Raw genomic sequence first — 19,534 nt, 5'->3', positions numbered from 1 at the left:
TTATCCTAAATTATTTAAACTAATAACCGGGAATGAAAATCATTCTCAATAAGAGAAAGGAGAAGATGTTTTGAAAAAAGGAATTCTCTTGATTGGTTTGATGATAGCAGCAGTTAGTTCCTTATTTATAGGTGTTCATAGTATTCCAATAACAGATTTATTTCATTTAAATGTGCAGCAAGAATTTATCTTGTGGCAAACCAGAATTCCTAGAACCGTTAGTTTGATGATTGCAGGAGCTACTGCAAGTGTGTCTGGATTAATTATGCAACATTTGACTCAAAATAAATTTGTGTCACCAACTACAGTGGGGACTATGGATAGTGCTAGGCTAGGTATTCTAGTGACTATGTTGTACTTTCCTACAGCTTCAATATTAACTAGATCAGTCGTTGCTTTTATTTTTGCGTTAACTGGTACCTTGTTATTCATGTGGTTACTGCAAAAGATGTCTTTAAAAAATCCTATCATGGTACCGCTTTTAGGAATAATGTTTGGAAATGTCATCGGTTCATTTGTTACATTTATAGCTTACAAGAAACAATTAATTCAAAATATCTCTACTTGGCTTGAAGGAAATTTTGCTACAGTGACAAAAGGTGATTATGAACTTATTTATTTATCCGTTCCTTTATTGATTGTGGCTTATTTATATGCCTATCCCTTAACGGTTAGTGGATTAGGGGAGGATTTAGCTATCAATTTAGGTTTAAATTATCGGTTAGTTCAACTAATTGGTATGACTATTGTAGCGTTAGCCAGCAGTGTCACCTTAGTAACTGTGGGAACATTACCTTTTTTAGGCATTATTATTCCTAATATTATTTCCGTTTACTATGGAGACCAAATGAAAGAAACTTTAGCTATTACAGCAGTAGCTGGCTCTTTATTTTTAATTTTATGTGACATTATAGCCAGAGTAGTTATTTTTCCTTATGAGGTGTCTGTTAGCTTAATTGTCAGCATATTAGGTAGTTTAATTTTTATTTATTTACTATGGAAAGGAGTAAATAAATGAAACAGAAGATGAAATCAAGAGTTTTTTTATTAGGCACTCTATTTTTCGTAGCAGTAGCTATTATGCTTATTTATCTTACATATCACACTTATGGTAACTGGGAGTTTGCTTTAGCTCTGCGTGGTAAAAAAATACTAGGCTTTATTATTGTGGGAGTTGCTATTAGTTTTAGTACGATTACTTTCCAAACAGTTACTCATAGTCATTTTTTAACTCCAAATATTTTAGGGATAGATGCTCTTTATTTGTTAATACAAACTATTTTATTTTATAGTTTTGGGCAAGTCATGTACCAACTCTATCCATATAAATTATTAGTGTTCGCAGTGAATGTACTGATTATGGTAATCATGAGCACCAGTCTTATTAGTTTTTTATTAAAAAAAGGCGGCCATAATTTGTTTCTTTTGTTAATGATTGGCATGATTTTAGGAAGTTTTTTAACTAGTTTGAGTACATTTTTTCAAGTGTTAATGGATCCCAATGAATTTGACAAATTGCAAGGAGCTTTATTTGCCAGCTTTTCTAAAGTAGAAGTAGATTTACTAGCAGTATCAGGTCTTTTATTAATATTAGGTGTTAGTTACTTATTTCGAATGTCTGCTCACTTAGACGTTTTACATTTAGGACAAGATCATGGAATTAACTTAGGGATTAATGTGCCAGTATTTCAAAAAAAATTATTAATTGTGGTTAGTGTTTTAGTCGCTATTTCAACTGCATTAGTTGGTCCTGTAACTTTTTTAGGGTTTATTGTATCCAATGTAACCTATTCTTTTATGAAAGAGTACCAGCATAAGTATTTATTTATAGGAAGTAGTTTGATCAGCCTGATTCTACTTGTTGGGGGACAATTTATGGTGGAACATGTGTTTCATTGGAATACTACGATTAGTGTCATGATTGAATTTGTTGGCGGAATTTATTTTATTTGGAAAACTTATCAGAAAGGTAGTCAGTAATGTATATACAAAATGTTTCAAAAACTTATCGGCAAAAAGAAGTTGTGCAAGAAGTTAATCTAAAACTGTCAGAGCATAAACTAACAGCGTTTATTGGACCTAATGGAGCTGGAAAAAGTACGTTATTATCTATGATGAGTCGCTTACTGGAAAAAGATTGTGGGGATATATATATTTCAGGCAATGAGATTACTACATTTAAATCAAAAGAGTTAGCTAAAAAATTAGCGATTTTAAAGCAAAGTAATCAAATTGATTTAGTGTTAACTGTTAGAGAATTGGTTTCTTTTGGCCGTTTTCCTTATAGTCAAGGGCGTTTAACAGAGGAAGATCACCGGCTAATTGAAGAGGCTTTACATTATTTAGGGTTAGACAATTTAGCGGATAGACAAATTAATGAACTATCAGGTGGACAATTGCAACGAGTCTATATTGCCATGATTTTGGCTCAGGATACAGATTATATTTTATTAGATGAACCGTTAAATAATTTAGATATGAGTTATGCTGCGCAGTTGATGAAAGTGTTAAGACGATTAGTAGATGAAAAAGGGAAGACCGTGGTGATTGTTCTTCATGATATTAATTTTGCTTCAAGTTATGCTGATGAAATTGTAGCGATGAAAGCAGGTCAAGTGGTCTATCATGATATAACAGAACAGGTGATTCAAAAACCAGTGTTAGATGAGTTATACGAGATGAATATTCAAGTGTGCGAGTTAGCTGGAAAACGATTTTGTTTATATTTTAATGAATAAATAATAGTGGAGGAATAGCATGAAGAAAAAATTATTAGGAAGTTTAATTGGTTTAATGGCAATTGGATTATTAGTAACAGGATGTGGCAGTGATAAAAGTGGGGCAAAACAAGCAGAGTCTACTAAGCCACAAGAAGAATTTATTACCATAAAAGATCAGCAACAAGAAGAAGTTAAAATAAAAAAAGACTTAACATCAGTAGTAGTGTTTGATATGGGTTCTTTAGATACAATGGATGAGTTGGGAGAGGGAAGTAAGGTTGTAGGAGTTCCTACTCAAAATTTACCTAACTATTTAAAGTCCTATGACAAGACAGAATCAGTAGGAGGCATTAAAGAGCCAGATTTAGAAAAAATCAATCAGTTACAACCGGATTTAATTATTATTTCTGGTCGTCAAGAAGATTTTAAAGAACAACTTAGCCGAATTGCTCCTACTATTTATTTGGGAGTAGATAGTACTCGAGTATTTCAATCAACAAGTGAAAATATTCAGACAATAGGGAAAATTTTTGGTAAAGAACAACAAGCTAAGAAAGAAATAAGCCAGCTAGAGACAGCTATTCAACAAGTGAAACAGCAAGCCGAAAAAAGTAATAGACGTACGTTAATGACTTTAGTCAACGAAGGGAAATTATCTGCTTTTGGAGAAGGGTCTCGTTTTGCTATTGTGCATGATACGTTTGGTTTTAAACAAGCGGATGATAAAATTGAAGCGTCAACTCACGGTCAATCAGTTTCTTATGAATATGTACTAGATCAAAATCCTGATGTTATTTTTGTAGTCGACCGAACTAAAGCAATTGGTGGAGATGATAGTCATAATCATGTGGCAGAAAATGAATTAGTGAAACAAACAGTAGCTGGAAAAGAGAACCGAGTTATTTCTTTACAACCTGATGTATGGTATTTATCAGGTGGGGGGTTACAGTCAACTAAATTAATGTTAGATGATGTGAAAAAAGGATTAGAGTAAAGAATTAAAAACCATTACAAAACTTTTGTAATGGTTTTTTTATTAATTCATAAAAACAATTTTGTTTTTTAAAAAACAGCTTAAATAAGCCTTTTTAAATTCATTTTTTCTTTAAAAAGAGGATAAATGAAAGTTATAAGCAACAAATAATTGTTTTTTTTAGATGCATGATATACTGCCGATAGTTTAGTAAGGGGGAAAGATAATGGTAAAGGATGCGACTTTTTGGTCAACACAAATTAAACACAAAAGATTAAGTGTGGATGAGCTTTTAAAGGAAACTGAAGACAAAGTCAATAGGTTTAATCCGCTTTATAAGGCGATGGTAACTTTTAATAAAAAACAAGCAATAGATGACTGGTATAGACGACAAGTAGCGATTGACACTCCATTTTATGGGGTACCCATTCCTTTGAAAATGTTAGGACAAGATAAACAGGGATGGCTTGCGACTTCTTCTTCACGGTTATTTAAACATAATATCGCAGCTACAACAGATAATTATGTGAAACAACTAGAAACATTAGGCTTTTTACCTTTAGGACAAACCAATGCACCTGAATTTGGTTTTAAAAATATTACAGATCCAACCTTATACGGAACTACTCGCAACGTTTGGAATAAAAATTATCATGCAGGTGGGTCTAGTGGGGGAGCGGCTTCCGCATTAGCTAGTGGGATGTATCCTATTGCATGTGCCAGTGATGGTGGTGGTTCAATTAGGATACCTGCTTCTTTTTCTAGTTTAATTGGGTTAAAACCAACACGTGGTAGCATGCCAACGGGACCAAATGGCTTTAGAGGTTGGCAAGGTGCGTCTATTAATTTTGCTTTGACCATCTCTATGCGTGATACTGAAAAAATGTTTTATGGTATGAATTATAATACAAAAGCTTCTCCTTACCTAGCGCCTAATGTCCTTAAAATAGGAAAAAGTAATCGACCTTTAAAGATTGCTTTTACCACTGAGTCGCCTATAGGGTTAACTGTTTCCGAACAGGCAAAATTAGCTGTTAAAGATTCAGTGAAATTTCTAGAGAGTTTAGGACATGAAGTAATAGAAATACCTTATCCTGTTGATGGTATTGATTTAATAAAAAGTTATTATTCTATGAATGGTAGTGAAACGAGTGCGATGATGGCTAATATTTCACGATTATTAGAGCGTCCTTTGACTAAACAGGATATGGAGCCAATGACTTGGGCTATTTTCCAATATGGGGAAACAATTTTAGCAAAAGAATATGTGGATATGTTGAATAAATGGGATCAAGCAGCTATGGTAATGGAACGATTGTTTGAGACATTTGATTTATTTTTAACCCCAACTGCAACAGATATAGCTCCGAAATTAGGAGAGGATTTGCAAAGTGAAGTTATTAGGCATCAGTGTGAGTATGCTGAAGAATTAACTAATAAGGAATTAAGTGGGTTAGTTTACGATATGTTTGAAAAAAGTTTAGCCATAACACCTTATACTCAATTAGCTAATTTAACAGGTCAACCAGCTATTAGTTTACCTACACACTTAACTCCTGACAATTTGCCGATTGGAATTCAGTTTATGGCCTCTAAAAGTCGTGAAGACTTATTAATGCGAATAGGTTATGAATTTGAAGGGGAAGATAAATTAATCTTACCTGAATACTACCAAGGATAGGAGAAAATATTTGACTATGAAGAAAAAATTAGTGTTTTTTAGTCTATTAAGCATAATGACGATGGGATTAATCGGTTGTGTAAATAGTAGTGAAAAAAGTCAAAAAGTTTCAAAAGAAGATAATAGTTGGAAGGCTATTCAAAATAAGGGGACGTTAACAGTTGGAACATCTGGTACGCTGTTTCCAACCTCTTATTACAATGATAAAAATGAACTAACTGGCTATGATATAGAAGTTATTAAGGACATTGCGAAACGACTTCATCTTGTTGTTAAATTTAAAGAATATAATGTAGATGGAACAATTGCTGCGCTTAATAACGGGACCATTGATTTAGCAGCCAATGATTTTTCACTAAATAAAGAAAGGGCCAAACAATTTAGTTTATCCACTCCAATTAAGCATTCATTTGATAGTATGATTGTTAGAAAAAAAGATAACTCTGAAATTCACTCATTAGAAGATTTAAAAGGGAAAAAAGCGGCAGGTGAAAGTAGTACAGGGTATATGAAAATAGCTGAAAAATTTGGGGCGACATTAGTTAGTTATGACAATGCTACTAATGATCAATACTTGACAGATGTTGCAAATGGTAGGACTGATGTTATACTAAATGATTATTACTTACAAAAAATGTCTGTTAATGCGCTACCTCATATTCCTGTTAAAATTTTAGAAGGTGTTTATTTTAATCCATCATCTTCTGGTTTTCTATTTAGAAAAGATCAAAAAATATTACGTCAACAGGTAAATGAAGAGCTTAACAACATGGAAGAAGATGGAACATTGTCTAAATTAGCCAAACAATTTTTTGGAGATGACGTGTCGAAACAACCTCAAGTTAAAGTAAACCGAAAGGTATCTGTTAATTGATGGTAATGGATCTAAATGATTTTATTCTAGGTGTTAATTATATGCCAAAGATAAATTTACGGTTAATGATAGATTCCTTACCAGTTGTACTGCAAGGTATTCCTTATACGTTAGGTTTGACTTTGATTTCTTTTATTTTAGGGAATGTTTTGGCTATACTGCTAACCTTAGTTTATTTATATGCTCCTGTTATATTTCAGCTAATGACTCGCTTCTATATTTCTTTTTTTAGAGGGATTCCTGCATTGGTTTTATTGTTTATGTTGTACTTTGGCCTACCTTATCAATTAACGGCTATTCAAGCTGTTATCATTTGTTTTACTATGACTAGTAGTGCCTTTTTAACCGAAATCTATCGAGGAGCGATTCTAGGGATTGATGAAGGGCAATGGGACGCTGCAAGAGCACTAGGTTTACCTTTTTGGATAATCATTCGTAAAATTATCTTACCTCAAGTTTTTAGACTCTCTATTCCGGCATTAAGCAATGTGGCAATGGATTTAGCTAAAGGCACTTCTTTAGCCGCAATGATTACGGTACCTGAAATGTTTCAAAAAGCTAAAATGATAGGGGGAAGAGAATTTGATTATATGACTCTTTACGTACTTGTTGCAATTATTTATTGGTTAATTTGCATTGGCATAGGCTATTTACAAAATAGACTGGAAAAAATATTCCATTATTAAATAAAGAAGAGAGGGTCCTATCCTCTTTTCTTTTTTTTGAAAAAAATTAAAAATCCTGAATATCTTTCATCTTTTTCAATCAATTTAATGATTTTTTTTGAAATTTCAAGTATACTAGCATAGGAATATAAGGAAGCAAGGGGACTTATGATGGCGCAACTTTTTTTTAAATACGGAGCAATGAACAGTGGTAAAACGATTGAAATTTTGAAAGTTGCTCACAATTATGAAGAACAAAATAAGCCTGTTGTATTAATGACTAGTGGGGTTGATACACGGGATGGAATTGGGACTGTTTCAAGTCGGATTGGCTTAACAAGAGAAGCTACCCCTATTTTTCATGAAACAGATATCTTTGACTGGATTCAAGCTCTGTCTTTTAAACCTTATTGTATACTCATTGATGAAGCCCAATTTTTAGAAAAACATCATGTCAAACAGTTAGCACAAATTGTGGATCAGTTGGGAATTCCAGTGATGGCTTTTGGATTAAAAAATGATTTTCGTAATGAATTGTTTGAAGGGTCTAAATATTTATTGCTCTATGCAGATAAAATAGAAGAGCTGAAAACAATTTGTTGGTTTTGTCACAAAAAAGCGACCATGAATTTACGTGTACTAAATGGCAAACCGGTTTATGAAGGCGAACAAATTCAAATCGGTGGGAATGAAGCCTATTTCCCTGTTTGTCGCAAGCATTACCTAGCTCCTCCACTATAGGAATAGTTAGGATGCAAAATAGGAGATTATAAAAAAGGAGATACCAAAATGTACGATCAACTACAAGCGGTAGAAGACCGTTATGAAGAATTAGGGGAGCTGTTAAGCGATCCTGAAGTTATTTCAGATACAAAACGTTTTATGGAATTATCAAAAGAAGAAGCTAATTTGCGAGAAACGGTTGAAGTTTATCGTCGCTATAAAGAAGTCATTCAAGGAATTGCTGATTCTGAAGAGTTGTTAGCTGAAAATTTAGAAGATGAGTTAGCAGAATTAGCTAAAGAAGAGTTAAATGACTTTAAAAAAGAAAAAGAAGCCTTAGAAGAGCAAATTAAAATTTTACTTATTCCAAAAGATCCTAATGATGATAAAAACATTATTATGGAAATTCGCGGAGCAGCTGGCGGAGACGAAGCAGCTTTATTCGCAGGGGATTTATTCAATATGTATCAAAGCTATGCTTCAAGCCAAGGGTGGAAATTTGAAGTGATGGATGCCAATATTACAGACATTGGTGGTTATAAAGAAGTGACCATTATGATTTCTGGTGATAAAGTTTACTCTAAATTGAAGTATGAAAGTGGTGCTCATAGAGTTCAGCGCGTCCCTTCAACTGAATCTCAAGGCCGTGTCCATACATCAACAGCTACAGTGGTGGTATTACCAGAAGCTGAAGATGTTGAAATTGATATTGAAGACAAAGACATTCGAACTGATATCTATCATGCTAGTGGAGCTGGTGGTCAGCACGTCAACAAAACAGCTTCAGCAGTTCGTTTGACTCACTTACCTACAGGCATTGTAGTAGCTATGCAAGATGAGCGTTCTCAGCTTAAAAACCGTGAAAAAGCTATGAAAGTTTTGCGTGCTCGTGTGTATGACCATATCCAACAAGCAGCTCAAAGTAAATATGATGCTAGTCGGAAATCAGCTGTAGGAACAGGGGATCGATCAGAAAGAATTCGAACATATAATTTCCCTCAAAACCGAGTGACTGATCATCGAATTGGTTTAACTATTCAAAAATTAGATCGTATTTTAGCAGGTGAATTAGGTGAGATTGTGGATGCTTTAATTATTTATGATCAAACAGCTAAATTGGAAGAGATGCAAAATGGCGAATAAGACCTACTTAGAAGTCCTAAATTGGGCTTCTTCTTTTTTAGAAGAGAATGGCCAAGAAAAAACTATAGCAAAATATTTGTTAATGGAACGTTATGGGTTTACACTAACAGAATGGATTTCTCACCTACCTAAACAAGTACCAGAAGAAGACTGGTTAGCCATTCAAAATGAGTTACAACGAATTATTCAACATGAACCTGTTCAATACGTACTAGGTCATGCTCCTTTTTACGGTGAAGATTTTATTGTGAATGAACATACCTTAATTCCTCGACCAGAAACAGAAGAATTAGTGGATTTAGCTATTCAGACATTTGCTAAGGAGTTACCTTTAAAGGTAGTGGATGTAGGAACAGGCACAGGGATTATTGGTATTACTCTAAAAAAACAATGTCCTAATTGGCAAGTAACAGCTGTTGATATTTCAAAAGAAGCTCTTGAGGTAGCTTGTCAAAACGCTAAAAAATTAGGCGTATCTGTTCAGTTTGTAGAAGGTAATTTACTAGAGCCGATTGAGGAACCGATTGATTTATTGATAGCCAATCCTCCTTATATTAGTTTTAAAGAATGGGAAGAAATGGACGAAAGTGTGCGAACCCATGAGCCAGCGATTGCTTTGTATGCAGCTAATGATGGTTTAGCTATTTATCAGCAATTAGCTAAGCAAATACAAGGAAAACTAGCAGAAAATGGTGGTATTTTATTAGAAGTAGGTTATCAGCAAGGGAAAGCTGTTCAAGAAATTTTTCAACAAGTCTTTCCAGAGAAACATGTTAAAATTCATCAAGATTTAGCAGGGAAAGACCGAATGATTAGTGTTTGTTAATAAGGTCTAATGAATTCTTTCTTTTGTAATAAATCCTAGATAAAAAAACATGAATAACTCTAGAGATAGCTAGATGTAAAAGAAATCCACAACTTTATCAACAGTCTAATTATTTAAGTTATCCACATTTGTGGATAACTTAAATAATTAGACTGTTGATAACTAAGAGTTAAGGTGTGTAGAAAGGTGTGAATAAACTGTGGAAACAAAAATTTTAAAACCTTCGGAATTAGCTGAAGCAGTCTCAATGTTAGAACAAGGAGGACTAGTTTCTTTTCCAACTGAAACAGTCTATGGATTAGGAGCTGACGCTATGCAGGAGACAGCTGTTAAACGGGTCTATCAGGCGAAAGGACGTCCTAGTGACAATCCCTTGATTGTTCATGTTGCTAGCATAGATGAGATTAAACAATATGTGGAAAACTTTCCTGAAAAAGCGCAACAATTAGGAGAAAAATTCTGGCCTGGACCCTTAACTATGATTTTTCCAATAAAAGAGGGTATTTTTTCAACAGCTGTTACAGGAGGCTTATCCACAGTTGCTTTCAGAATACCTAATAACATAGAAACTATCCGTTTAATAAATCAATTTGGGCATCCTTTAGTAGGTCCTAGTGCTAATACATCAGGTAAACCTAGTCCAACTACTGCAGAACATGTGTACCATGATTTAAATGGGAAAATAGAAGGGATTTTAGATGGAGGAGCGACTACTGTCGGGATTGAGTCAACAGTAGTGGACATGACAGGAGAGTTACCAATGATTTTAAGACCAGGTGCGATTACTTTAGAACAGTTGTCAGAAGTTGTAGGCACTGTTTTAGTGGATAAGCATTTAGTAGCAGAAGAGGAAACTCCTAAAGCCCCAGGTATGAAATACAAACACTACTCTCCTAATACACCGGTGTATATGATTGATTGGCAAAAAAACAATTGGCAGGCAGCCATTGACTGGGCAAAAGCCACTGGTCAACAGTACGGATTACTAGCTAATCAAGAAATTATTGATCAATACGGAGCCGATGCTTATGCTTGTCATACATTATCTGAAAAGCGAAATGTATCAGCAGCCATGACACAGCTTTTTGCTGGATTAAGAGCTTTAGATGAATCAGGATTAGATTCTACTGTTATTTTTTCAGAAACTTATCCTGAAAACGGTCAAGGAATAGCTTTCATGAACCGCTTAAAGAAAGCATCTGGACAAAAATATTTTGATGAGAAAAATCTATAAACTATAGCCACTGTGTCATTTATTTGTTAGAATAAAGGTGAATAAAGTGAAAATGAGGTGGAAGTGGATGGATTACAAAGAGTTTGATAAAGAATTATGGGATGCTATTGAAATGGAAAAGAATCGTCAGGAGCGAAATATTGAATTAATTGCTTCAGAAAATTTTGTTTCAGAAGGTGTCAGAGCAGCTCAAGGAAGTGTATTAACGAATAAATATGCTGAAGGTTATCCAGGACGTCGCTACTATGGTGGGTGTGAATATGTTGATATTGTTGAAAATTTAGCAATTGAAAGAGCTAAGAAATTATTCAATGCCAAATTTGCCAATGTACAAGCCCATTCAGGATCTCAAGCTAACACAGCAGCATACATGTCTTTAATAGAACCTGGAGATACTGTTTTAGGAATGGATTTGACTCACGGCGGACACTTAACTCATGGTTCACCTGTTAACTTTAGTGGGAAAACCTATGATTTTCATGCTTATGGAGTGAATCCAGCAAGTGAAACGATTGATTATGAGGTTGTTAGACTGAAAGCAAGAGAAATTAAACCAAAATTAATCGTTGCTGGTGCTAGTGCGTATGGTCGTTACATTGATTTTGCTAAATTTAGAGAAATAGCTGATGAAGTTGGCGCAAAATTAATGGTAGATATGGCTCATATCGCAGGACTTGTGGCAGCTGGTTTACATCAAAATCCAGTAGAGTATGCGGACATTGTGACTTCTACTACCCATAAAACATTACGTGGTCCACGTGGGGGACTTATTTTAACTAATGATGAAGGATTGGCTAAAAAAATCAACAGCGCTATTTTCCCTGGTATTCAAGGGGGACCTTTAGAGCACGTTATTGCCGGAAAAGCAGTTGCCTTTAAAGAAGCGTTAGACGAGGACTTTGTTGATTACCAAAAACAAGTGCTGGCAAACGCAAAAGCAATGGCTAAAGTCTTTAATCAAAGTGAAAAAGGTCGATTAATCAGTGGAGATGTAGATAATCATTTATTATTAATAGATGTAAGTAATTATGGTTTAACTGGGAAAGATGCTGAAGCTATTTTAGATAGTGTTCACATCACTGTTAATAAAAACACGATTCCTTTTGAAGTTTTAAGTCCATTTAAAACAAGTGGTATTCGTATAGGGACACCAGCGATTACAACTCGTGGTCTTAAAGAAGCTAATGCAACACGTATTGCAGAATTAATTGACAGTGCGTTATTAAACCATGAAGACCAAGCTGTATTAGAAAATATTTCAAAAGAAATTAAAGCTATTACTGAAAAATTCCCACTATATAAATAATAAATAATCTTTTTTGAGTGATTGACTAGTCAATCACTCTTTTTTGCTTTACAATAGATAAGAATAAATTTTGAAGGAGAATCGATATGGGAAAATTTCAAGTAATTGATCATCCGTTAATTCAACACAAGTTAACGATCATTCGTGATAAAAATTGTGGGACAAAAGAATTTCGTGAGGTAGTAAATGAAATTGCAATGTTGATGGCTTATGAAGTTTCAAGAGATATGCCATTAGAAGATGTTGTAATTGAAACACCAATGGGAAAATCTACCCAGAAAAAATTATCTGGTAAGAAAGTGGCAATCGTACCGATTCTTCGTGCAGGTATTGGCATGGTAGATGGTATGTTATCTCTTATTCCAGCTGCTAAGGTTGGTCATATTGGGATGTACCGTGATCATGATACTTTAGAGCCTGTAGAGTATTTTGTAAAATTACCATCTGATATTTCAACACGTCAGCTTTTTGTAGTAGATCCAATGTTAGCTACAGGAGGTTCAGCTATTTTAGCAGTAGATGCTTTGAAACGTCGTGGAGGTAACAATATTAAATTTGTTTGTCTAGTAGCAGCTCCAGAAGGGATTAAAGCTTTACAAGAAGCTCATCCAGATGTAGACATTTATACAGCTGGTTTAGATGATCATCTAAATGAGGATGGTTACATCGTTCCTGGTCTTGGTGACGCAGGGGACCGTTTATTTGGAACAAAATAAGTATAAAAAAATAAGCTCTTGTCTATAGACAAGAGCTTATTTTAGTTGATTTATGATTTTTTATGTAAATCTTGATAACTGACTACCGTATTTCCTTGTGTTTGGAAAATAACTTCATCATTGTTAGTTGTTTCTTTAATTTCTACAATTGCAGCGTTTTGGAGCTGTTTGACAACTTTGCCTGTTTCTAATTGTCCATGCAAATAAAAAGTAACAACGGTTTGTGGTTTAAACTGTTTACCTTCATCAGATACAGTTCTTTTTGTAGGTCTGAACAATAAACTTCACTCCTTTTTTATAGTTCGATAAAACACATAGATATGTACTTACATTATAGCATAAATACTAAAATAAAGCTAATTTACTAACAATAACAATTAAAGAACAAAAAACACACCCTTAAAATTATATAATTTTAAGGGTGTGATGCTGGCTGCAGGAGTTGAACCTGTGACCTACGCATTACGAATGCGTTGCTCTACCAACTGAGCTAAGCCAGCCTAATATCTATTAAAATCCTTTTTAGGTTAAATGTCAATAAAATAATGGAAAATAGAATTGTGATTCTGTCAAAAAAAAGATACAATAGTGGGTACTGTATTAATATTAAGTAAAAGGAGTTCAGTCTATGAAAGAAATGATAAAAGACACTCTTATGATTTTAGGAGTTTGTTTAGTTTTTAGCATATATGTGATGGTATTTACTCCATATCCTGCTATTGACTATTTGAAAGTATCAGAAAAAAATGAATGGGTAACTAAAGAGCCTAAAAATTTTGCTGAGATAAAAAAGACAGTGGCCTACTATAAGGATCAAACCTATCCTTCATTAGCTTCTAATAATCAGTATGATTTATATGTAACAAAAGAACCTAATCGACCTTTAGTGATTTGGATACACGGTGGACAGTTTGTGACAGGAGATAAGTCAGATGCTAGAACGTATGGTTACTTATTAGCTAATCAAGGTTATAACGTAGCGAGTATTAACTACGAACTGCTTCCAAATGGACAAAATCCGTTACCATTAATTCAAGTCAATGATTTCATAAAAGAAATAAAATCAAAGGCTAATAAATATGGGATTAATTTAGAGCAACTTTATTTTGCAGGTAATGGGTCTGGTGGAACTTTAGCAGGTCAGTATGTGAATTTACAAATGAATGAGAAATACCGCAAACAGCTTAGTTTTAACCAAGAGTTAGATCCCACTCACATTAAAGGCGCCTTATTTTATGCCTCACCTTTTTCTATCAAGGAATTTAAAGAAAAGAACAAACTAGTATCTTCTGATTATTTAATGAAACGGTTAGGTTGGGCCTATTTTGGCAAAGCTCAGTGGGAAGAAACATCTGTGGTTTCTGATTTAGCTTGGCCTAAGATGATTGACCACTATCCTCCAGTATTTTTAACAGATGGTAACACTTTGCCTATTTTTGAGCAAAGTAGTGGGTCGTTAACCACCTTACTAGAACGTAAAGGCATACCCGTAACAGCTGTCCATTATTCTAAAGAAAAAAGTAAGGTATCTAATGAATCTTTATTTAATTTCCATCAACCCCAAAGTAAAGAAACATTCATTAAAACTTTACAATTTTTACAGTTACAGGAACGATAAACTTTTCTTAAAATCCTTTTTAACTCAACTTTTTTAAGAAAAGTTGAGTATAATAAAAGAGTTAGATGATAATGAACTAAAGAAAGAGATGAGATATGGTTACTGAAAAAAACAATTTAGATAGCCGCATAGATTATGGAATTATTTTACCTGTATTTCTTTTGTTAGGAGTAGGATTAGTTTCTCTTTATGTGTCCTTGACAAATGATGGAAATGTGATGGATGTTACTAGCCAAATGATTAAGCAAGTATTATGGATCTTGATTGGTTGTTTAGCAGTAATTGTGATGATGCAATTTTCTTCCAAGGCTTTGTGGAAAGCCACGCCTGTTTTTTACGGAGGAGGTCTGTTAGTGATGACCGCCTTGTTAAAGTATTATGATAGTCATTTATATACGTTAACAGGTTCTAAAAACTGGTTTAGTTTCGCAGGATTTACCTTTCAACCTTCTGAAGTTATGAAAATTGCTTATATCTTAATGTTGGCATATATTGTTGCCAATCATAATATGAATCATCCTCATACGATTCAACATGATTTTCAGTTGATTGGGAAACTATTTTTAGCCACTGTACCAGTTGCTATTTTATTAAAATATCAACATGATTTTGGTACACTACTAGTGTATGTAGCGATATTAGGTGGAATTTTTATCATGTCTGGTATTTCTTGGAAAATTATTTTACCAACAATAGCCTTGTTTGTTGCATTTTCTGGCACAGTTCTTTACTTAGTTACCACAGAAAATGGTCGAGCATTTTTGTATCATTTAGGTGTTAAGCAGTATCAATTATTTAGAATTGATTCTTGGTTAGATCCCTTCCATGATTCTACAGGGAATTCTTATCAGCAAGCCCAGGCTTTGATTGCCATTGGATCAGGTGGTATGTTTGGGAAAGGATTTAATGTGACAGATGTGTATGTTCCGGTTAGAGAATCAGATATGATTTTTACTGTGATTGGTGAAAACTTTGGTTTTATTGGAAGTACTTTTGTTATTATTTTATACTTTATGCTGATTTATCGGATGATTCGTGTGTGTTTCGATACAAATAACCAGTTTTATGCTTATATTGCTACAGGAATCATTATGATGATTTTATTCCATGTGTTTGAAAACATTGGGGCTAATATCGGTTTATTACCTTTAACAGGTATTCCGTTACCCTTTATCAGTCAAGGAGGTTCTTCCTTGTTAGGTAATATGATTGGAGTTGGAATTATTTTATCCATGCGTTTCCAACAAGATGATGAATTGCCTTATCAATAAATAAAAAAGAAATCATAGCTTTTATTACAAAGTTATGGTTTCTTTTTATTCTGTTTCTAGAATATGCTATACTAAAAGCAAAAATAACGGAGAAGAGGATTTAAAATATGATAACATTTTATTGGTACCACCGTTGTTCAACTTGTAAAAAAGCTAAAGCTTGGTTAGATAATCAAGGTATTTCTTACCAGCTAGTAGAAATGATAGACACACCGCCTACTCAAGAATTGATTGAGAAGTGGATGGAAGATAACGAATGGCCTATTAGACGCTACTTTAATACGAGTGGTAAATTATATCGTGAAGCAGGCTTGAAAGATTTAGTTGGACAAATGACAGCCAAAGAAGCAGCTAATAAGCTAAGCCAAAATGGTATGCTAATTAAACGTCCAATCTTAGAGAAAGATGGGCAAGTATTACTAGGGTTTAAAGAAGAAGCATACGAAGCCTTAGTGAATAATTAAGAGGAGTTTTTTTATGGAAAATTATGTAACAGGTCAATTGTGGCTGAAAAAAGAAGCAGAAATTATTACTATTGCCTTATCTAAGCAAGGACAAGAAGACTTAGGTGGGATTAGCTTTATAACGTTACCAAAATTAGGAGATAAGTTACAAGTAGATGATCCTATCGCAGATGTAGAGGCGGAAAAAGCAGTGACAGAATTATTAACCCCGATTGCTGGAGAAGTTGTAGCTATTAATGAAGAAGCGATGGATGATCCAACGTTACTAGATAATCCTGAAGAAGGTAGTGCTTGGCTAGTTAAATTAAAAGAAATACCTGAAAATTAAATGAGAAAAAGTTAATAAAAGTGATTGACTTTTTAATCAAGCCCTGATATAGTATCAATTAAACTTAGATAATTAAAAAGCTTTGAAAAGAAGAGTACATTTCAAGAATGTTTTTTTAGAGAGCTCAGTTAGGTGAAAGTGAGTAGCAGGATAGGAATGGAAGATGGTCTTTGAGCAAGAATAAACGAGCTAGTAGTGAGTTTATTACGGGTGCATCCGTTAAAATGCCACAGTATCGGAATATCTTTCCTGTACTGACTGAGTCGATTATTGTAAAATAATTGAAAATTAAGGTGGTAACACGGTGGAATTTATCCTCCCGTCCTTGTTTATTTAACAAGGGCGGGAGTTTTTTTGTCTAAAGAAATTGAATAGGGGGAAATGATGTGGCATTTATTGAATTAAAGCAAGTGAGTAAGCAATTTATTCAAAAAAATCAACGAATTGATGCAGTTAATCAAGTCGATTTAACCATTCAAAAAGGGGAAATTTTTGGGATTGTTGGTTATTCTGGAGCTGGAAAAAGTACGTTGATTCGTTTATTTAATGGGTTAGAAAAGCCAACAGCGGGGAAGATTACTATTAATGGTGAAGAAATTCAGCAACTAAAAGGAAAAGAGTTACGAAAGTTTCGAAAAAAAGTTGGCATGATTTTTCAACATTTTAATCTATTATGGTCTCGGACAGTTGAAGAAAATATTTTATTGCCGTTAGAGTTAGCCGGCGTCGCTAAAGAAGAAAGAGAAGAACGGGCTAAAGAGTTAATCCAGTTAGTTGGTTTATCTGGGAAAAATAACACCTATCCAGCACAGCTTTCCGGGGGACAAAAGCAACGGGTAGGGATTGCTAGAGCTTTAGCTAATCAGCCAGAAATACTATTAGTGGATGAGGGAACTAGTGCACTAGATCCTCAAACAACAGATGAGGTATTAGAGTTATTAGCAGAAGTTAATCAGCGATTAGGAGTCACGATTATTTTTATTACACATGAAATGCACGTGATTAGAAAAATTTGTCAGAAAGTGGCAGTGATGGAATCAGGTAAGGTGGTAGAGTTTGGGGAGGTAACGGAAGTTTTTGAACATCCAAAGCAAGCGGTGACTAAACGATTTGTCCAACAGGAAACTATACCAGAAGCTAACTTAGCTGATTTTTCAGATCAATATACCGAAGGAAAATTAGTTAAATTAACCTTTAGAGGGGATCAAGCAAGACAGCCTATTTTATCTCAAGTGATACGCAAGTTTCAAATTGATATGAGTGTGATTCAAGGCCAAATTCAAGCCATGAGAGAAACGTCTTTTGGGACTTTGATTGTAGAAATTATTGGGGAAGAAAAAGAAATGGACCGAGCTTTATTATTTTTAGTAGAACAAGGAATTGGTGTGGAGGTTGTAGATCATGCATAAAGGGAATTTTAAAGAGATGTATTTAAATACAGAACAGCTAGATTTGGGAAAGTTTAAAGTAGCCACATCAGAAACCTTATATATGACAGTTGTTTCTATGCTATTTGTTATAATTATTGGCTTGATTTTAGGCTTACTCTTATATAATTTAGGAAAAAGTAAACGGATAGGGGCTAAAATTTTTTATAATTTATTGTCGATTATCAGTAATATTTGCCGCTCTGTTCCTTTTATTATCTTAATCATTTTACTGATTCCTTTTACCAAAGCGTTAATGGGAACTTTTTTAGGAGCAAAAGCAGCCATTCCTTCTCTAGTTATTTCCGCCGCTCCCTTTTACGGTCGGCTAGTTGAGATGGCTTTTAGAGAAGTGGATCATGGTGTATTAGAAGCTGCTAATAGTATGGGAGCTAACAAGTGGGAATTAGTCACCAAAGTATTAATTCCGGAAAGCTTACCAGCTTTAATTTCAGGTGTTACAGTCACAGTTATTACGATGATTGGATTCACAGCTATGGCAGGAGCTATTGGAGCAGGTGGTTTAGGAGGTTTGGCTTATCAAGAAGGATTTATGCGTAACCGACCTACGATTACCTTATTTGCTACCATTTGTGTGTTAGTTATTGTTTTTATGGTGCAATGGTTAGGTGATTGGGCTGTGAAAAAAACAGATAAACGTTAAAAAACAATTAGGAGGAAATACAATGAAACGAAAAGTCTTTGGCATTATTTTATGTACTCTATTAGGGGTAAGTTTAGTTGCTTGCGGAGCTCAGAAAGAATCAAAAGAAAGTACGGAAGGAAAAAGTAAGTTAACAGAATTAAAAATAGGGGCTTCCCCTACGCCACATGCTGAAATTTTAGAGCATGTAAAACCTGAATTAGAAAAAGAAGGAATAAAATTGGATATTGTCCCTTTTGAAGACTACATTATGCCCAATAAAGCATTAGCAGAAAATGAAATTGATGCTAATTATTTTCAGCATATTCCTTTCTTTGACAAGTCAGTAAAAGAAAATGACTATGATTTTGCCAATGCAGGTGGCGTTCATATTGAATTGATGGCTCTATATTCTAAACGATTGAAAAATATTGCGGATCTAAAAAAAGGTGGAACAGTCTTAACTAGCAATTCAGAAGCAGATTGGGGCCGGATTTTAACTATTTTAACCGATGCTAAGTTGATAAAATTAAAAGATGGAGTAGATCCATTAACTGCAACATTTGAAGATGTAGTAAGTAACCCTAAACAGTTGAAGTTTAAACATGATGTTAATCCAGAACTTCTTACTACAGCTTATAACAACGATGAAGCAGATTTAATTGCAATTAATGCTAACTTTGTAACAGATTTAGGTCTTTCTCCAGTAGAAGATGGGTTGTTAGTTGAGAAAAACAATTCCCCCTATGCTAACATTGTAGCGGTTCGCTCTGAAGATAAAAATAAAGCAGAGATCAAGAAATTAATGGAAGTCTTACATAGCAAAGAAACCCAAGACTGGATCAGTAAAAAATGGCAAGGACGGATTACTCCTGTGTCAAAATAGTCATTAAAAAAGCCTTAGAAAAATTCTAAGGCTTTT

21 protein-coding genes, 1 tRNA gene and 1 other annotated feature are annotated in these 19,534 nt (G+C 34.2%); of the genes, 20 read left to right on the top strand and 2 right to left on the bottom strand.

The window, feature by feature from the left end; all coding sequences use genetic code 11:
* Positions 1 to 70: 70 nt before the first annotated feature.
* The 13 genes from C7P63_RS08440 to upp all read left to right on the top strand — a co-directional run bounded on the left by C7P63_RS08440 (position 71) and on the right by upp (position 12,861).
* Complete coding sequence (locus C7P63_RS08440) at positions 71 to 1,018, top strand: ABC transporter permease (protein ID WP_125943718.1); 948 nt, start codon at positions 71 to 73, stop codon at positions 1,016 to 1,018.
* Positions 1,015 to 1,980, top strand: coding sequence for an iron chelate uptake ABC transporter family permease subunit (locus C7P63_RS08435; RefSeq protein ID WP_125943717.1), 966 nt, complete (start codon positions 1,015 to 1,017; stop codon positions 1,978 to 1,980). The genes C7P63_RS08440 and C7P63_RS08435 overlap by 4 nt, the downstream gene beginning before the upstream one ends.
* On the top strand, positions 1,980 to 2,738 hold the full coding sequence (locus C7P63_RS08430; protein ID WP_125943716.1) for an iron ABC transporter ATP-binding protein: 759 nt from the start codon (positions 1,980 to 1,982) through the stop codon (positions 2,736 to 2,738). The genes C7P63_RS08435 and C7P63_RS08430 overlap by 1 nt, the downstream gene beginning before the upstream one ends.
* 19 nt (positions 2,739 to 2,757) lie before the next feature.
* Complete coding sequence (locus C7P63_RS08425; protein WP_125943715.1) at positions 2,758 to 3,714, top strand: siderophore ABC transporter substrate-binding protein; 957 nt, start codon at positions 2,758 to 2,760, stop codon at positions 3,712 to 3,714.
* Between the two features lie 205 nt (positions 3,715 to 3,919).
* Positions 3,920 to 5,374, top strand: coding sequence for an amidase (locus tag C7P63_RS08420; protein ID WP_125943714.1), 1,455 nt, complete (start codon positions 3,920 to 3,922; stop codon positions 5,372 to 5,374).
* 16 nt (positions 5,375 to 5,390) lie between these two features.
* Positions 5,391 to 6,248: a transporter substrate-binding domain-containing protein gene (locus C7P63_RS08415; RefSeq protein WP_125943713.1), complete on the top strand. Its 858-nt coding sequence runs from the start codon at positions 5,391 to 5,393 to the stop codon at positions 6,246 to 6,248.
* 41 nt (positions 6,249 to 6,289) lie between these two features.
* Complete coding sequence (locus C7P63_RS08410; RefSeq protein WP_243640825.1) at positions 6,290 to 6,934, top strand: amino acid ABC transporter permease; 645 nt, start codon at positions 6,290 to 6,292, stop codon at positions 6,932 to 6,934.
* 150 nt (positions 6,935 to 7,084) lie between these two features.
* The gene (locus C7P63_RS08405) at positions 7,085 to 7,654 is read left to right on the top strand and encodes a thymidine kinase (RefSeq protein WP_125943712.1); all 570 of its coding nucleotides are present in this window, start codon (positions 7,085 to 7,087) and stop codon (positions 7,652 to 7,654) included.
* A 48-nt stretch (positions 7,655 to 7,702) separates the two neighbouring features.
* Positions 7,703 to 8,779 (top strand): peptide chain release factor 1, encoded by a 1,077-nt coding sequence (gene prfA, locus C7P63_RS08400; protein WP_125943711.1) that lies wholly within the window; start codon positions 7,703 to 7,705, stop codon positions 8,777 to 8,779.
* Positions 8,769 to 9,605: a peptide chain release factor N(5)-glutamine methyltransferase gene (gene prmC, locus C7P63_RS08395; protein ID WP_125943710.1), complete on the top strand. Its 837-nt coding sequence runs from the start codon at positions 8,769 to 8,771 to the stop codon at positions 9,603 to 9,605. The genes prfA and prmC overlap by 11 nt, the downstream gene beginning before the upstream one ends.
* Before the next feature lie 199 nt (positions 9,606 to 9,804).
* The gene (locus C7P63_RS08390) at positions 9,805 to 10,839 is read left to right on the top strand and encodes an L-threonylcarbamoyladenylate synthase (protein ID WP_125943709.1); all 1,035 of its coding nucleotides are present in this window, start codon (positions 9,805 to 9,807) and stop codon (positions 10,837 to 10,839) included.
* Positions 10,840 to 10,906: 67 nt separating this feature from the next.
* On the top strand, positions 10,907 to 12,145 hold the full coding sequence (gene glyA, locus C7P63_RS08385; protein ID WP_125943708.1) for a serine hydroxymethyltransferase: 1,239 nt from the start codon (positions 10,907 to 10,909) through the stop codon (positions 12,143 to 12,145).
* 86 nt (positions 12,146 to 12,231) lie between these two features.
* Positions 12,232 to 12,861, top strand: coding sequence for a uracil phosphoribosyltransferase (upp, locus tag C7P63_RS08380; RefSeq protein ID WP_125943707.1), 630 nt, complete (start codon positions 12,232 to 12,234; stop codon positions 12,859 to 12,861).
* A 50-nt stretch (positions 12,862 to 12,911) separates the two neighbouring features.
* Here upp and C7P63_RS08375 read toward each other — a convergent pair whose 3' ends face one another.
* Both C7P63_RS08375 and C7P63_RS08370 read right to left on the bottom strand, forming a co-directional pair.
* Complete coding sequence (locus C7P63_RS08375) at positions 12,912 to 13,139, bottom strand: hypothetical protein (RefSeq protein ID WP_125943706.1); 228 nt, start codon at positions 13,137 to 13,139, stop codon at positions 12,912 to 12,914.
* A 149-nt stretch (positions 13,140 to 13,288) separates the two neighbouring features.
* Positions 13,289 to 13,361: transfer RNA gene (locus tag C7P63_RS08370), tRNA-Thr, on the bottom strand.
* A 128-nt stretch (positions 13,362 to 13,489) separates the two neighbouring features.
* On the opposite strand from C7P63_RS08370, the gene C7P63_RS08365 reads away from it, so the two are divergent.
* The 7 genes from C7P63_RS08365 to C7P63_RS08335 all read left to right on the top strand — a co-directional run bounded on the left by C7P63_RS08365 (position 13,490) and on the right by C7P63_RS08335 (position 19,498).
* Positions 13,490 to 14,479, top strand: coding sequence for an alpha/beta hydrolase (locus tag C7P63_RS08365; protein WP_125943705.1), 990 nt, complete (start codon positions 13,490 to 13,492; stop codon positions 14,477 to 14,479).
* Between the two features lie 95 nt (positions 14,480 to 14,574).
* Positions 14,575 to 15,750, top strand: coding sequence for an FtsW/RodA/SpoVE family cell cycle protein (locus C7P63_RS08360; RefSeq protein WP_125943704.1), 1,176 nt, complete (start codon positions 14,575 to 14,577; stop codon positions 15,748 to 15,750).
* Between the two features lie 107 nt (positions 15,751 to 15,857).
* Positions 15,858 to 16,214 (top strand): arsenate reductase family protein, encoded by a 357-nt coding sequence (locus C7P63_RS08355; RefSeq protein WP_125943703.1) that lies wholly within the window; start codon positions 15,858 to 15,860, stop codon positions 16,212 to 16,214.
* Positions 16,215 to 16,227: 13 nt separating this feature from the next.
* Positions 16,228 to 16,542, top strand: coding sequence for a glycine cleavage system H family protein (locus C7P63_RS08350; protein WP_125943702.1), 315 nt, complete (start codon positions 16,228 to 16,230; stop codon positions 16,540 to 16,542).
* A 73-nt stretch (positions 16,543 to 16,615) separates the two neighbouring features.
* Positions 16,616 to 16,872: a binding site (T-box leader), on the top strand.
* 56 nt (positions 16,873 to 16,928) lie between these two features.
* A complete protein-coding gene (locus C7P63_RS08345) occupies positions 16,929 to 17,951 on the top strand; it encodes a methionine ABC transporter ATP-binding protein (protein WP_125943701.1) in 1,023 nt (340 codons plus the stop codon).
* Positions 17,944 to 18,633: a methionine ABC transporter permease gene (locus tag C7P63_RS08340; RefSeq protein ID WP_125943700.1), complete on the top strand. Its 690-nt coding sequence runs from the start codon at positions 17,944 to 17,946 to the stop codon at positions 18,631 to 18,633. The genes C7P63_RS08345 and C7P63_RS08340 overlap by 8 nt, the downstream gene beginning before the upstream one ends.
* Before the next feature lie 22 nt (positions 18,634 to 18,655).
* Positions 18,656 to 19,498: a MetQ/NlpA family ABC transporter substrate-binding protein gene (locus C7P63_RS08335; protein WP_125943699.1), complete on the top strand. Its 843-nt coding sequence runs from the start codon at positions 18,656 to 18,658 to the stop codon at positions 19,496 to 19,498.
* The last annotated feature ends 36 nt before the right edge of the window (positions 19,499 to 19,534 follow it).

The sequence above is a fragment of the Vagococcus humatus genome, from assembly GCF_003950325.1.
Lineage (GTDB): Bacteria > Bacillota > Bacilli > Lactobacillales > Vagococcaceae > Vagococcus_C > Vagococcus_C humatus.
The sequence above is the reverse complement of the archived record's forward strand: the minus strand, read 5'-3'. Positions and strand labels throughout refer to the sequence as shown.